The sequence below is a fragment of the Billgrantia tianxiuensis genome (assembly GCF_009834345.1).
GTDB lineage: Bacteria > Pseudomonadota > Gammaproteobacteria > Pseudomonadales > Halomonadaceae > Halomonas > Halomonas tianxiuensis.
In genome coordinates this window covers 4931451-4945536 of sequence record NZ_CP035042.1, presented here as the reverse complement: position 1 = coordinate 4945536, position 14086 = coordinate 4931451, and the positions used below count along the sequence as shown (strand labels likewise).

General features: G+C 64.7%; 11 protein-coding genes and 1 pseudogene. 10 read left to right on the top strand and 2 right to left on the bottom strand.

Translation table 11 applies throughout. From position 1 onward, the window contains the following. Positions 1–50 precede the first annotated feature (50 nt). A complete protein-coding gene (locus EKK97_RS23180) occupies positions 51–458 on the bottom strand; it encodes an acyl-CoA thioesterase (RefSeq protein ID WP_159555574.1) in 408 nt (135 codons plus the stop codon). A gap of 299 nt (positions 459–757) precedes the next feature. On the opposite strand from EKK97_RS23180, the gene EKK97_RS23175 reads away from it, so the two are divergent. From EKK97_RS23175 to cysZ, 6 genes are read left to right on the top strand one after another with little or no spacing between them, the layout of a single operon-like run. Beyond that, the gene (locus tag EKK97_RS23175; protein ID WP_159555573.1) at positions 758–1720 is read left to right on the top strand and encodes a phosphate ABC transporter substrate-binding protein; all 963 of its coding nucleotides are present in this window, start codon (positions 758–760) and stop codon (positions 1718–1720) included. Positions 1721–1763: 43 nt separating this feature from the next. Continuing rightward, a complete protein-coding gene (locus EKK97_RS23170; RefSeq protein ID WP_159555572.1) occupies positions 1764–2894 on the top strand; it encodes an ABC transporter permease subunit in 1131 nt (376 codons plus the stop codon). Continuing rightward, positions 2891–4453 carry a phosphate ABC transporter permease PstA gene (gene pstA, locus EKK97_RS23165; protein WP_159555571.1) on the top strand — a complete coding sequence of 521 codons (1563 nt, stop codon included), beginning with the start codon at positions 2891–2893 and terminating at the stop codon, positions 4451–4453. Before EKK97_RS23170 ends, pstA begins: the two co-directional genes overlap by 4 nt. A 14-nt stretch (positions 4454–4467) precedes the next feature. Then, on the top strand, positions 4468–5283 hold the full coding sequence (gene pstB / locus EKK97_RS23160) for a phosphate ABC transporter ATP-binding protein PstB (RefSeq protein ID WP_159555570.1): 816 nt from the start codon (positions 4468–4470) through the stop codon (positions 5281–5283). Between the two features lie 34 nt (positions 5284–5317). Continuing rightward, positions 5318–6046, top strand: coding sequence for a phosphate signaling complex protein PhoU (gene phoU, locus EKK97_RS23155; protein ID WP_159555569.1), 729 nt, complete (start codon positions 5318–5320; stop codon positions 6044–6046). Positions 6047–6062: 16 nt separating this feature from the next. After that, positions 6063–6794 carry a sulfate transporter CysZ gene (gene cysZ, locus EKK97_RS23150; RefSeq protein WP_159555567.1) on the top strand — a complete coding sequence of 244 codons (732 nt, stop codon included), beginning with the start codon at positions 6063–6065 and terminating at the stop codon, positions 6792–6794. Between the two features lie 35 nt (positions 6795–6829). Here cysZ and EKK97_RS23145 read toward each other — a convergent pair whose 3' ends face one another. Continuing rightward, positions 6830–8338 (bottom strand): NCS1 family nucleobase:cation symporter-1, encoded by a 1509-nt coding sequence (locus tag EKK97_RS23145; protein WP_159555565.1) that lies wholly within the window; start codon positions 8336–8338, stop codon positions 6830–6832. Positions 8339–8929: 591 nt separating this feature from the next. On the opposite strand from EKK97_RS23145, the gene EKK97_RS23140 reads away from it, so the two are divergent. The 4 genes and pseudogenes from EKK97_RS23140 (at position 8930) to preA (ending at position 14034) form a co-directional block, all read left to right on the top strand. Then, positions 8930–9796 carry a nitrilase-related carbon-nitrogen hydrolase gene (locus EKK97_RS23140; RefSeq protein ID WP_159555563.1) on the top strand — a complete coding sequence of 289 codons (867 nt, stop codon included), beginning with the start codon at positions 8930–8932 and terminating at the stop codon, positions 9794–9796. A 28-nt stretch (positions 9797–9824) separates the two neighbouring features. Next, the gene (gene hydA, locus EKK97_RS23135; protein ID WP_159555561.1) at positions 9825–11267 is read left to right on the top strand and encodes a dihydropyrimidinase; all 1443 of its coding nucleotides are present in this window, start codon (positions 9825–9827) and stop codon (positions 11265–11267) included. A gap of 63 nt (positions 11268–11330) precedes the next feature. Then, positions 11331–12710: an NAD(P)-dependent oxidoreductase gene (locus EKK97_RS23130; RefSeq protein ID WP_159555559.1), complete on the top strand. Its 1380-nt coding sequence runs from the start codon at positions 11331–11333 to the stop codon at positions 12708–12710. Next, a pseudogene (gene preA / locus EKK97_RS23125) lies at positions 12707–14034 on the top strand (NAD-dependent dihydropyrimidine dehydrogenase subunit PreA). The gene EKK97_RS23130 and the pseudogene preA overlap by 4 nt, the downstream one beginning before the upstream one ends. The last annotated feature ends 52 nt before the right edge of the window (positions 14035–14086 follow it).

Genomic DNA, 14086 nt, shown 5'->3' with positions numbered 1-14086 from the left:
TGGAAGCGAACAGGGGCGCCATGCGGCGCCCCTGTTGCATTTGAGTCGGGTCAACTGGCCTGATGCACCGCGCGGATGCGGCCCTTGTCGTCGAGCGCCACCATCACGAAGCGGGCTTCGGTGACCTTGTGTAGCTCGCTGGTCTCGCGCTCGTGGGGCTGGCGTATCCACACCTCCACGTCGATCTTGATCGAGCTGTGGCCTATCTCGCGCACGGCAGTGAAGATGTTGACCATCGAGCCGATGCGCACCGGACACAGGAAGTCCATGGTCTCGATGGCGACGGTGGCGGTGCGGCCATGCGCCTCACGGCCCGCTGCCAGCTCGGCGGCCTGGTCCATGTGACGTACCAGCCAGCCACCGGGAATGTCGCCGTAGAGGTTGGTATCCTGACGATTGGCCAGTAACTTGAGAGTCAGTTGTCCCTGAGGTGCGGGAACGTCGTCGAGGTCGGTCATGGAGTGTCGTAAGCTCGGCTTGTTGTTGTGGTGGCGATTGCGGTGGCGATATTGCATCGCAGCGACTGCTGTGGGCCATCTTATACGCCAAGGCTTACCCTCACCAGAGCTGCGACAACCTGTCATCGTGAATGCAGTCAAACGACTGCGCCTGCCCAGGCGGTTTCGCAAGCCTTCACGAAACGCTCATTGTCTTCCTGTAATCTTCGCTTGTTCGACGGATGCCTCCTTGCCTGGCCCGTGTTCGCCACGTTGTCGGCATCTCCCTTCATCGTCTACCCGGTATCTAGGAGTTCAACATGATCTTCCTGCGTGAAGCGCTTGGTCGGGCCAGGCTACGCGTGGCGGGCCTGTCGGCACTGTTGGCACTGGTGTCGCTGACCGTCCAAGCGGACGAACCGGTCGGCACGCTGGGGATCGTGGGTTCCGATACCATGGCGGGGCTGATGCTGCGCTGGGGCGAGCAGCTCGGTGAACGCCACCCTGGCATTCGTCTGCAGCTGCAAGCCAGCGGCTCGTCCAGCGCCCCGCCGGCACTGGTGGCGGGCACCACCCGGCTGGGTCCCATGTCGCGACCGATGAGCGAGGAGGAGCGGCATGCCTTCGAGCAGCGTCACGGCTATGCCCCGGTCGAAGTGGAAGTGGCCCGGGATGCGTTGGCAGTCATCGTCCATCGCCACCATGCATTGGAAGCGCTGCGCCTGGAGCAGGTCGATGCGATCTTCTCGCGCACGCGTCGCTGTGGCGCCGAGAACGCCCTGGCCCGCTGGGAGCAGCTCGCCGGCGCTGGCCTCACGGGACGCATCGAGCTGCATGGGCGCAACCCCGCCTCGGGCAGCTACGAACTCTTCCGCCAGCGCGCCCTGTGCGGCGGCGACTACCTGCCGCGTCTCAACGAGCATCCCGGTTCGGCAGCCATCGTGGCGGCGGTTACGGAGAGCCGCGAGGCGATCGGCTATGCCGGCCTCAATCACCTGACTCCGGGAGTCAAGCCACTCGCCCTCGAGGATGCCGAAGGCAACCGGGTCCTGCCAGGGGCCGAGCAGGTCCGCCAGGGCGCCTACCCGCTGAGTCGGGCGCTATTCCTGTACGCCAACCTGCCTCCCGGGGAGGTGCTGTCGGGGCCGGAGCGTGCGCTGCTCGAACTCATTCTCTCCCCGGAGGGACAGCGTACGGTCGGCGAACTGGGTTTCGTGGCGCTGGCGGAGGCTGACCTGGCGTTCCAGCGTGAACGGCTGGGATTGGACGTCTCGCCGCCGTGATGCTGTCATCCAACTGTCATCGAGTCGTTATACGCTGCCGATCATGATAGAGCCCACTTCCGCTTCCTCCTCTCGGTCCCTGTGGCGTCGGCAGCGCGATCGGTTGGCTACCGCCCTGATCATGGCTGGAGGCATCGGTGTAATAGTGGCCGTGCTCGCCATCGGCGTGTTTCTGGTGCTGGAAGTCCTGCCGGCCCTGCTGGGGGGTGTCTTCGACCCGGCGCGCATTCGCCTGGAACTTACACCCATGGCCTGGGGCACGCTGAAGGCGGCCCTGTGGGCGATGCTGTTTGCCATTCCCCTGGCCTTGGGCGCCGCGATCCATTCGGCATTGTTCATGTCGCAACGGCTGCGCAGTCGCATGAAGCCCACCCTGGAGATGATGGAGGCGCTCCCCGGGGTGGTGATCGGCTTCGTTGCCGGACTGGTGGTGGCGCCCTGGGTGGAGCGGCACCTGGCCGGCTCGCTGGCATTGCTGCTGGTACTGCCCTTGGGCGTGCTCCTGGCCGCCGCCATCTGGCGCCGGCTGCCTGCGACCTGGCGGCGGTACTTTTCGCTGGCACGTGCCGGCCTGTGGCTGGTGCCCTGGCTGATGCTGCTGGTGTTCGCCACCTTCTCGCTGGCGCCCGGGCTCGAGGCGCTGCTGTTCGACGGCAGCCTGCGTATCTGGCTGAACCGCGAACTGGGGCTCGACTATGCCACGCGCAACGCCATGATCGTGGGACTGGCCATGGGCTTCGCAGTAATGCCGAGTGTCTACGCGCTGGCCGAGGATGCGCTCTCCGGCGTGCCGTCTCGACTCGGCGAGGGCGCCCACGCGCTGGGGGCCACCCGCTGGCAGACGCTGTGGCGGGTGGTGTTGCCGGCGGCGGCTCCCGGGATCTTCGCCGCGATGATGATCGGCACGGGGCGCGCCGTGGGCGAAACCATGATCGTGCTGATGGCCAGTGGCAATACCGCCCTGATGAGCCTGAGCCCCTTCGAGGGCATGCGCACCATGGCGGCAGGCATCGCGGTGGAGTTGCCCGAAGCGGTGCCGGGCAGCGAGGCCTATTTGCTGCTGATGCTGGCGGCCCTGCTGCTGTTCCTGTTCACCTTTCTGGTCAATACCTTGGCCGAAGTGGTGAGAAGCCGGCTGCGGCGCCGCTATCGCTGGCTCGACGGTGCGCCATGAGAGCGAACCGCGCCAAGCGTCGTCCGATCCGCTCGGAAGGGCCCTGGGCCTGGCTGGCTGCCGGTAGCGTGGCGCTGTCGCTGCTGATGCTGGGCGGGCTGTTGCTGCTCCTCGCCACCCGTGGGCTGGGCCACTTCTGGCCCGCGGCGGTAGCGCAGGTCGAGATGGAGGATGGCCGGCTGCTGTCCGGACGCGCAGTGCGTGAACTGCCGCTGGAGCAAAGCGCAGGGCGTGAGCGGCTCTATTTCACTGCCAACCGCGATCTCGACGGCCAGGTATGGCACTGGCTGCCGGTGAACGACATCGTCGCGAGCGAGACTCCACAGGACCTGATCGTGCTGGAGCGGAGCCGGTACGGGGAATTCATCGGCCGGCTGGTGGCACTGGGCGACGCCGAAAGCGTGCAGGAGCCGCAGGCACAGGAGGCGACCTGGGAGCGACTGCAGGCACGCCTGGCGACGCTACAGGAGCTGCGCGGCGAGCGCGAACGGCTGCGTCGGGAGGTGATCAGGCCGCTGATTAGACGGCTGGATGTCGACCCGAGCGATGCCCAGGCGCGGCAGGCGCTGGCCGAGGCCAACGAACGGGTGCGTGCCCTGCAGGAGGCGATGCGTGGCGAAGTAGCGCTGCTCGAGAGCGTCGACGGGCGGCGCCTGGTACAGCCGCTGGAAGAGGTGCTGCGCGCCTGGCGACCCAACGCCATGTCGACGGTCGAAAAGCTGGGGGCCTGGGGGCGTGGCGTATGGCGTTTTCTCGCCGAGGGGCCGCGCGATGGCAACGCGGCCGGTGGCGTATGGCCGGCTATCTTCGGCACCGTGCTGATGGTGCTGCTGATGTCGTTGCTGGTGACCCCCTTCGGCGTGCTGGCGGCGGTCTACCTCAACGAGGTGGCACATCAGGGCCGCTTGACGCATCTGGTACGCATTGCCGTGCGTAACCTGGCGGGGGTGCCGTCGATCGTCTATGGCGTGTTCGGCCTTGGTGTGTTCGTCTACGGTATTGGCGGCTCGCTGGACGAGTGGTTTTTCAACGATGCCCTGCCTTCGCCCACCTTCGGTACCGGAGGGTTGCTATGGGCCTCGCTGACTCTGGCACTGTTGACGCTGCCGGTGGTGATCGTGGCCACCGAGGAGGGGCTGGCGCGGATCCCCGTGCAACAGCGTGAAGGCGCCCTGGCGTTGGGTGCCACGCGGCTGGAGACCCTGACCCGGGTGGTACTGCCGATGGCGGTGCCGGCCATGCTTACCGGGGTGATTCTGGCAATCGCTCGCGCTGCCGGGGAGGTGGCGCCGCTGTTGCTGGTTGGGGTGGCCAAGCTGGCGCCCCAGGTGCCGGTGGACGGCGAGTTCCCGTTCCTCCATCTTGAGCGCAAGTTCATGCACCTAGGCTACCACATCTACGATACCGCCTTTCACGGCAACGATGTGCAGGCGGCCATGCCGCTGGTCTACGCCACTGCGCTATTGCTGGTACTGGTGATCCTGGTGCTTAACCTGACTGCCATATTCCTGCGCCATTATTTCCGCGCGCGTCACGGCGTGCAGCCGCGCCCATGTTGAGGAAACGCCCACCGATGACCATGCCGCCGCGCTTTCAGCCGTCCGCCACGGGTTCGATCATCGACTTCGCCCCCGAGGCCAGCTGCTTCCAGATCGAGGGGCTGAGCCTGGCTTATGGCGACAAGCGGGCGCTGCGCGATATTTCTCTGCGCGTCCCCCGGCATCGTGTCACGGCGTTCATCGGCCCGTCGGGTTGCGGCAAGTCGACCCTCCTGCGTGCACTCAACCGCCTGCACGACCTCAACGAGGAGGTGAGTCACGAGGGCAGGATCCTGCTCGAAGGAGAGGACATCCACGCACCGCAAGTGGCCGTGGACGAATTGCGCCGACGCGTCGGCATGGTGTTCCAGGTACCCAACCCCTTCCCCATGTCGATCTACGACAACGTGGCCTTCGGCCTGCGTCTGCAGGGAGGACTGACGCGCCGGCGCATGGACGACATCGTCGAGTGGGCGCTGGATGCCGCAGCGCTGTGGGGGGAAGTGAAGGATCGCCTGCGCGCCTCGGCCTGGTCGCTTTCCGGCGGCCAGCAGCAGCGCCTGGTGATCGCCCGCTCGCTGGCGGTACGCCCCGAGGTGCTGCTGCTCGATGAGCCGGCCTCGGCGCTGGACCCGATCTCGACGCTCAAGATCGAGGAGCTGATTCGCGGATTGAAGTCGCAGCTGACCTTGATCCTGGTCACCCACAACATGCAGCAGGCGGCGCGGGTCTCCGACTACACCGCCTTCCTGCAGGATGGCGAACTGGTGGAGTACGCCCCCACCGACACCCTGTTCACCAACCCCAGCCTGCGCCGCACCGAGAACTACATCACCGGTCGCATGGCCTGAACGGGAACGTCTACCGCGACCCGAGGAGAGCACGATGGACATCACCAGCGAAACTCATAGCCAACACATTTCCCGCCAGTTCAACCAGGAGCTGGAGGCGCTCAAGACCCAACTGATGACCATGGGCGGGCTGGTCGAGCAGCAGGTCCAGGAGGCGATCCAGGCGCTGCTCGACAGCGACAGCCGCCTGGCCGAGAAGGTGCGCGACCGAGACCGAGACGTCAACGCCATGCAGCTCAAGATCGACGATGAGTGCACGCGGGTCCTGGCCCGGCGCCAGCCGGCCGCCTCCGACCTGCGCCTGGTGCTGGCGGTGATCCGTGCCACCGCCGACCTGGAGCGGATCGGCGACGAAGCGAGCAAGATCGCACGCAACGCCCTGACGCTGATCGACAGCGGCAACAACGTGCGCGGTCTGGTCGAGGTGCGTCACATCAGCGAGCACGTGCGGCGCATGCTGCGCGATGCGCTGACCGCCTTCGCACGCTTTGATACCGAGCTGGCGCTGCAGGTAGTGCACGAGGACGACTCGGTGGACGACGAGTACGGCAGCGCCATGCGCTCGCTGATGACCTTCATGATGGAGGACAGCCGCGCCATCGGCCCGGTACTCAACGTGATGTGGATCTTGCGCGCGCTGGAGCGGGTCGGCGATCATGCCGACAATCTCGCCGAGTACGTCATCTACCTGGTCAAGGGGCTCGATATCCGCCACATGGACCCCGACCAGATCGATGAAGATGCGCTGACGCGCAAGGAGTGATGGGAAGAGGATTCCGATGCTGGATGCCTTCACGGCGCTGTCTCGCGGGACGCGGCTGGTCTACGGCCGCGGCCTGCGTCGCTACGTCTACGCCCCGATCGCCGTCAACCTGACGGTCTACTCGGCCATGCTCTACTACGTGGTAAGCCACTTCGGCGGCTGGCTGGAAAGTTGGATGGCCCTGGTGCCGGCCTGGCTCGGCTGGCTGGAATGGCTGATCTGGCCGCTGTTCGTGGTCAGCCTGGTGTTGATCGTGTTCTTCACCTTCACCCTGGTGACCCATCTGATCGCCGCGCCCTTCTACGGCTTCCTGGCGGCCAAGGTGGAAGTGCAGGCCACCGGCCGGCCGCCGCTCGACGATCGCGGCCTGGCGCGTACCGCGGTGGACGCCCTGGGGCGTGAGCTGGTCAAGCTCGGCTACATCCTGCCGCGGGCCCTGGCGTTGTTCATCCTCAGCTGGGTGCCGGCGCTCAACGTCGCCGCGCCCTTCCTGTGGGCGCTGTTCTCGGCCTGGATGATGGCCATCACCTACCTCGACTACCCCATGGACAACAACAAGGTGAGCTTCGCCGACATGCGTCGTCGGCTCGCCTCGCGTTCCTGGCAGACCCTCACCTTCGGCGGCTGGGTGACGCTGATCACCTGGATCCCGCTGGCCAACCTGTTCCTGCTGCCCGGCGCCGTCGCCGGCGCCGTGCTGATGTGGGATCGCCACTATCGCGGCGAGCGTGATATCGCCGCGACTTGAGGGGCCGCTAGCCGAGCGTTCTCATGCGGGTCGACTCACAGGTGGCGCTCCATATCCATGGCGGTTGCCTGCACGGCCTGACCGGCCGGAGTCAGCATCAGGCTCATGACATAGTAGAGTACGGCACCCAACAGCGAGCCGGTGAACCAGCCATAGTCATAGAACCAGTACATGGTCCCGGTGGCCAGCGACAGCAGGGTCAGCGAGACGGGAACGCCGAAGGCGATGAAGCCGGCCAGGTTGAAGGCGGGGTAGACCCGGCCGTCCTGGTAGAGGCTCGGTACGTCGAGCCGCTGGCGCTTGATCAGGAAATAATCCACCGCCATGACGCCCGCAATGGGCCCCAACAGACTGGAATAGCCCAGCAGCCAGTTCGAGTACATCTGCTCCAGCGAGACGCCGGCACCGATCACTCCCGCCTTTTGCAGCAGGTCGTAGCCCATCAGCAGCACGCCCACGAGGCCGGTCAGCAGCACGCCACGCGTATGGTCGACCAGTTTGGGCGCCACGTTCTGGAAATCGTTGGTGGGCGAGACGATGTTGGCTGCCGTGTTGGTCGAGATCGTGGCCACGATGATCAGCACCATCGCAATGCCGACCCAGAACGGATTATCGATCATGCCGATGAGGTTGACCGGGTCAGCGATGGTTCGACCGACCAGGGACTCCGAGGCGGCCGTCATCACCACGCCGAGGGCGGCGAAGAAGAACATGGTCAGGGGCAGGCCCAGCACCTGGCCGACGATCTGATCCTTCTGGCTTTTGGCAAAGCGACTGAAATCTGGGATGTTGAGCGATAGCGTGGCCCAGAAGCCCACCATGGCCGTCAGGCCGGCGAGGAAGTAGCCAACGACCGAAGCGCCTTCCGGACGCGAGGGAGGCTGTGCCAGCAGTTCGGTCATCGACATGTGCGGCCAGGCCCAGAACATCAGCCCGATGCCAACTGCCAGCAGCAGGGGGGCGGCCAGCGTCTCCAGCCACTTGATCGATTCCGCCCCGCGGATCACCACGTAGAGATTCATCGCCCCGAAAACGAAGAAGCCGATGACCTCGCCGATGCCCCCCAATGCCTGCCAGGGCGGGAAGAGCGCAGCGAGCAGCAGGTGAATGGCTAGGCCGCCGAACATCGTCTGGATGCCAAACCAGCCGCAGCCGACCAGGGCGCGAATCAGGCAGGGCACGTTGGAGCCGAGGATGCCGAACGAAGAGCGCAGCACCACCGGGAAGGGAATGCCGAACTTGGTTCCGGGAAAGGCGTTCAGCGTCAGCGGAATCAGTACGATCACGTTGGCCAGCAGTATCGCCAACAGGGCCTCGCCCACGCTGAGCCCGAAATAGGCGGTCAGAACGCCGCCTAGGGTATAGGTGGGCACACAGATCGACATCCCGACCCAGAGCGCGGCGATGTTCCATCTCGACCAGGTCCTTTCACTTGCCTTGGTGGGTGCGATGTCGTCGTTGAACCGTGGACTATTGCGTAAGTCGTCGCCTACCTCGAGTTCGATCAGGCCCTTCCTGTCCAACATCCTCGATGACTGGGTCATTGTTGTTCTCCGTCACTCGGTGCATGAGCTCATTGTTGTGTTGGTCTTGGTCTTGCCGGCAAGAAGCAATATGTATGCCCATTGCCATTCGATTGGCTGACTCCCGCGCCGAATCGTCCAGCTCGATACACTTTCCGAATGCTAAGTTTATGTTTTAAAAGCTGACTATAAAGACAGCAATGTTAAGGGTGAGCTGGGCAAAGACTACTGAGGAGGTTTCCGCTCCCCACGGAAAAGCGCCTCATGACAGACTAGTCACTTTCCAATTTGGTTCAAGATTCCTTAACAGGCTAATTTTAATTACCAAAATTAAAACATAAACTTTTGATTTAAAAAGCAAAATAAAAATACAGCATAAGTTCATAGTTGGGGCATTCCTCCTTCGCTCTGGTGCAAACGCCTGATGAGGCGATGATTTTTCCTTGCTCGACAAGAGCTTGAGTCAGGCCATGGCGAATTCAACGTTTGAGTCTTGCTATCCCGTGGGAGAGCAACTAATTTCAAAAAGCTGTCTGTTGAGTCAGCTTTTTGAAATTGCCCGTGCCGATGCGGAAAGCGCAGGCTGACAACAATCACAACAGGATCGAAGAGATGCAGAAGATGACGATTGGCCTGATTCAGATGGGCCTCAAGACCAGTACCGACCTGGAGCCCGCGGCGATTCGCGATGCCATGAACGAGGCACACCTGCCGCTGATCGAGCAGGCTGCCCAGGCCGGCGTGCAGGTGCTCTGCTTTCAGGAAGTGTTTAACCAGCCCTATTTCTGTCCCAGCCAGGATGCGAAGTGGTATGCGGCCGCCGAACGGGTACCGGATGGCCCCACTTGCCGAATGATGCAAAAGCTTGCCGCCGAGCATCGCATGGTGATGGTCGTACCGATCTATGAGGAGACCGTGACCGGCGTCTATTACAACACCGCTGCCGTGTTCGATGCCGACGGCAGCTACCTGGGCAAGTACCACAAGACCCACATCCCCCAGGTCGCCGGCTTCTGGGAGAAATTCTTCTTCAAGCCGGGCAAGTCGGACTGGCCGGTCTTCGATACCGCCTACGGCAAGATCGGCGTCTACATCTGCTACGACCGCCACTTCCCCGAGGGCTGGCGGGCGCTGGCACTCAACGGTGCCGAGGTGATCTTCAATCCGTCGGCGACCGTGGCCGGATTATCCCAGTACCTGTGGGAACTCGAGCAGCCCGCGTCCGCCGCCGCCAACGGCTGCTTCATTGCCGCCATCAACCGTGTCGGCACCGAGGCGCCGTGGAACATCGGCGAATTCTACGGCAGTTCCTACATCGTCAATCCGCGCGGGCAGATCGAGGCCCAGGCCAGCGACAAGGCGGACGAACTGCTGGTTCATGAGATCGACCTCGCGATGGTGCGTGAGATACGCAACAACTGGCAGTTTTTCCGCGACCGTCGCCCGGAAGCCTACGGGCGTCTCACCGACGGCGAATGAAGACAACAACGAAAGGGAGAAACGCGACATGAGCCTCTTGATTCGTGGCGGCACCGTGGTGACCCATAGCGATAGCTACCGGGCCGATATCCTGTGCGCCGACGGCAAGATCCAGGCCATCGGCCTTGGCCTCGACGCTCCCGCCGGCGGCGAGGTGATCGATGCTGACGGCCTGTACGTCATGCCGGGCGGCATCGACCCGCACACGCACATGCAGTTGCCCTTCATGGGCACCGTGGCCAGCGAGGACTTCTACACCGGCACTGCCGCGGCGCTCGCTGGCGGTACCACCTCGATCATCGACTTCGTGATCCCCAACCCCGGCCAGTCGCTGATGGAGGCGTTCGGCACCTGGCGCGGCTGGGCCGAGAAAGCCGCCGCCGACTACGCCTTTCACGTCGCCATCACCTGGTGGGACGACAGCGTGAGCGAGGAGATGGGCACCCTGGTGCGCGAGCACGGCGTCAACAGCTTCAAGCACTTCATGGCCTACAAGGGCGCCATCATGGCCACCGACGATATCCTGGTGCAGAGCTTTTCGCGCTGCCTGGAGCTTGGCGCGATACCCACGGTGCACGCCGAGAACGGCGAACTGGTCTACCACATGCAGCAGAAGCTGTTGGCCGAGGGCATGACCGGGCCCGAGGCGCACCCGCTGTCGCGGCCGCCACAGGTCGAGGGCGAGGCGGCGAGCCGCGCCATTCGCATCGCCAGTACCCTTGGGGCCCCCATCTACCTGGTCCACGTCTCGACCCGCGATGCCGTCGACGAGATCGCCTACGCCCGACAGCAGGGCCATCCGGTCTACGGCGAATGCCTGACCGGCCACCTGGTGCTCGACGACAGCGTCTATCAGGATACCGACTGGGGACGTGCCGCGGCCCACGTGATGAGCCCACCGTTCCGTCCCAAGGGGCATCAGGAGGCGCTGTGGCATGGCCTGCAGTCGGGCAATCTACAGACCACCGCGACCGATCACTGCTGCTTCTGCGCCGATCAGAAGGCCGCCGGGAAGGACGACTTCACCAAGATTCCCAACGGTACCGCCGGCGTCGAAGACCGCATGGCAGTGCTGTGGGATGAAGGTGTCAACAGCGGCAAGCTGTCGATCCACGACTTTGTGGCGCTGACCTCCACCAATACCGCCCGCATCTTCAACCTCTACCCGCGCAAGGGCTCGATACAAGTCGGTGCCGATGCCGACCTGGTGGTGTGGGATCCCAGCGGCACCCGCACCATCTCGGCCGAAACCCATCACCAGAACGTCGACTTCAACATCTTCGAAGGCAGGACGGTGCGCGGCATTCCCCGTCATACCGTGAGCCAGGGCAAGTGGGTATGGCGCGATGGGGAGCTGCGCGCCGAACGCGGTGCCGGCCGTTACCTGGAGCGCCCGGCCTACCCTGGCGTCTTCGACCTGCTCAAGCGTCGCGCCGAACTCCACGCACCGCAGGCGGTAAAGCGCGATTAAGGACGCCATAACCGGCGGCGTCCAGCCCGGCGACATACAGCCAAGAACAACGAGGTAACGACCGTGACCCACTCTTTGAACCACCTGCCCCGGGTCGGTGAAGCCCCGGCCTATGACGCGACCCGGCTTGCCGAGGGTTTCAGTGACCTGCATCCGCCGCTCAGCGAACGCCAGGCGCAGATCGAGAGCCAGCGCTGCCTGTACTGCTTCGATGCTCCCTGCATCGAGGCCTGCCCGTCGGACATCGACATTCCGCGCTTCATTCGCCAGATCGGCGAGGGCAACATCAACGGTGCCGCACACACCATTCTCGAGCAGAACATCCTGGGCGGCAGCTGTGCGCGGGTCTGCCCCACCGAGATCCTCTGCGAGCAGAGCTGCGTGCGCAATCACCACGAAGAGTGCCAGCCGGTGCTGATCGGGCTATTGCAGCGCTACGCCACCGATCACATGCGTTTCGACGGGCACCCGTTCCGGCGTGCCGCCGACAGCGGTCGTCACGTGGCAGTGGTCGGAGCCGGCCCGGCGGGGCTCTCCTGCGCCCATCGCCTGGCGATGCTCGGGCACCGGGTGACGATCTTCGAAGCCGAGGCGAAGCCCGGCGGGCTCAATGAATACGGCATCGCCCGCTACAAGATGACCGACGATTTCGCCCGCCGCGAGGTCGAGTTCCTGCTCGGCATCGGCGGCATCGAGATTCGCTACGGCCAGCGGCTGGGGCGCGAGTTGGATCTTGCGCAGCTGCGTGACGACTTCGATGCGGTGTTCCTTGGCCTGGGGCTCGGTGCCAGCCGCGAGCTGGGCCTGGCCGGTGAAGCGGCCCCGGGGATGATGCCCGCCGTCGACTACATCCGCGAGCTGCGTCAGGCCGACGACCTTGCCGGGCTGCCACTGGCCCGCCGTTGCGTCGTGATCGGCGCCGGCAATACCGCCATCGACATGGCGACGCAGATGTCTCGGCTGGGTGCCGAGGAGGTCACGCTGGTCTATCGGCGTGGCCTCGAGGCGATGTCGGCCACCGGCCACGAGCAGGAGATCGCCAAGGCCAACGGCGTTCGCATGCTGACCTGGGCCAGGCCCGCGAAGGTGCTACTCGATGGCGAGGGACGGGTGGCCGGCATGCGCTTCGAGAAGACGCGCGACGAGGCCGGCCGCCTGACAGGTACCGGCGAAACCTTCGACCTTGCTGCCGATGCCATCTTCAAGGCCATCGGCCAGGGCTTCGATGGCGCCAGCCTCAGCGACCCGCTGGCGGCAAGCCTGGTGCGCGACGGCGAGCGAATCCAAGTTGACGACGACTTCCAGACCTCGCTCCCCGGCGTCTATGCCGGTGGCGACTGCATCGCACCGGGGCAGGATCTCACCGTACAGGCGGTGCAGCACGGCAAGCTTGCCGCACGCGCCATCCACCAGGCCCTGATGATCCAGCAGGAGGCTGCATGAGCGCATTCACCAATGAATCGAGCCGCGAACTCGTCAATGGCGTCGACCTCTCCGTCGACTTCGCCGGCATCAAGGCACCGAACCCCTTCTGGCTGGCGTCTGCCCCGCCCACCGACAAGGCCTACAACGTCGTGCGGGCCTATGAGGCGGGCTGGGGCGGCGTGGTGTGGAAGACCCTCGGCGAGGATCCGCCCGCGGTCAACGTCTCGTCACGCTACTCGGCCCATTTCGGCAAGAACCGCGAAGTGCTCGGCTTCAATAACATCGAGCTGATCACCGACCGCTCGCTGGCCATCAATTTGCGTGAGATCACCGAGGTCAAGAAGGCGTGGCCCGACCGCGCGCTGATCGTGTCGCTCATGGTGCCCTGCGAGGAGGCCGCGTGGCGTCACATCCTGCCCTTGGTCGAGGCCACCGGGGCCGACGGCATCGAGCTCAACCTAGGCTGCCCCCACGGCATGCCGGAGCGCGGTATGGGCGCCGCCGTCGGGCAGAACCCGGACCTGATCGAACGGGTCACCCGCTGGTGCAAGCAGTACTACTCCAGGCCGGTGATCGTGAAGTTGACTCCCAACATCACCGACATCCGCGCCCCGGCCCAGGCCGCCCTGCGCGGTGGCGCCGATGCGGTATCGCTGATCAACACCATCAACTCCATCACCAGCCTCGACCTGGACGCCATGGTGGCCCGCCCCACCGTCGGCAGCCAGAGCACCCACGGCGGCTACTGCGGCAGCGCGGTCAAACCCATTGCGCTCAACATGGTGGCGGAAATTGCCCGCGACGCGCCCACTCGCAGCCTGCCGATTTCCGGTATCGGGGGGTGTCCAACTGGCGCGACGCGGCGGAGTTCCTGGCGCTGGGTGCCGGCAGCGTGCAGGTGTGCACCGCTGCCATGCTGCATGGCTTTCGTATCGTCGATGAAATGAAGGACGGCCTGTCGCGCTGGATGGCGGAGAAGGGCTACGGCTCGATCGAGGCTTTTTCCGGCCAGGCAGTGGCCAACACCACCGACTGGAAGCACCTCGACATGAACTTCAAGACCATCGCCCATATCGACCAGGACAAGTGCATCCAGTGCGGGCGCTGCTACATCGCCTGCGAGGACACCTCGCACCAGTCCATCGCCAAGCTGGTCGATGCCGGCGGTGCGCGGCGCTACGAAGTGATCGAGGAGGAGTGCGTGGGCTGCAACCTGTGCCAGATCACCTGCCCAGTGCAGGACTGCATCAGCATGCTGCCGCAACAAACGGGCAAGCCCTACATGAGCTGGGAGGAGGACCCGCGCAACCCGTTCCGCAAGAGCGCCGCCAGTGCCCTGTAGCATCGTCGGCGACACCTTCGGGAGGTGTCGCCGTTCCCTCGACCCTCAGGGG

Coding starts and splice junctions, on each gene's coding strand:
- EKK97_RS23180 (WP_159555574.1), bottom strand. CDS start 458: ATGACCGACCTCGACGACGTTCCCGCACCTCAGGGACAACTGACTCTC.
- EKK97_RS23175 (WP_159555573.1), top strand. CDS start 758: ATGATCTTCCTGCGTGAAGCGCTTGGTCGGGCCAGGCTACGCGTGGCG.
- EKK97_RS23170 (WP_159555572.1), top strand. CDS start 1,764: ATGATAGAGCCCACTTCCGCTTCCTCCTCTCGGTCCCTGTGGCGTCGG.
- pstA (WP_159555571.1), top strand. CDS start 2,891: ATGAGAGCGAACCGCGCCAAGCGTCGTCCGATCCGCTCGGAAGGGCCC.
- pstB (WP_159555570.1), top strand. CDS start 4,468: ATGACCATGCCGCCGCGCTTTCAGCCGTCCGCCACGGGTTCGATCATC.
- phoU (WP_159555569.1), top strand. CDS start 5,318: ATGGACATCACCAGCGAAACTCATAGCCAACACATTTCCCGCCAGTTC.
- cysZ (WP_159555567.1), top strand. CDS start 6,063: ATGCTGGATGCCTTCACGGCGCTGTCTCGCGGGACGCGGCTGGTCTAC.
- EKK97_RS23145 (WP_159555565.1), bottom strand. CDS start 8,338: ATGACCCAGTCATCGAGGATGTTGGACAGGAAGGGCCTGATCGAACTC.
- EKK97_RS23140 (WP_159555563.1), top strand. CDS start 8,930: ATGCAGAAGATGACGATTGGCCTGATTCAGATGGGCCTCAAGACCAGT.
- hydA (WP_159555561.1), top strand. CDS start 9,825: ATGAGCCTCTTGATTCGTGGCGGCACCGTGGTGACCCATAGCGATAGC.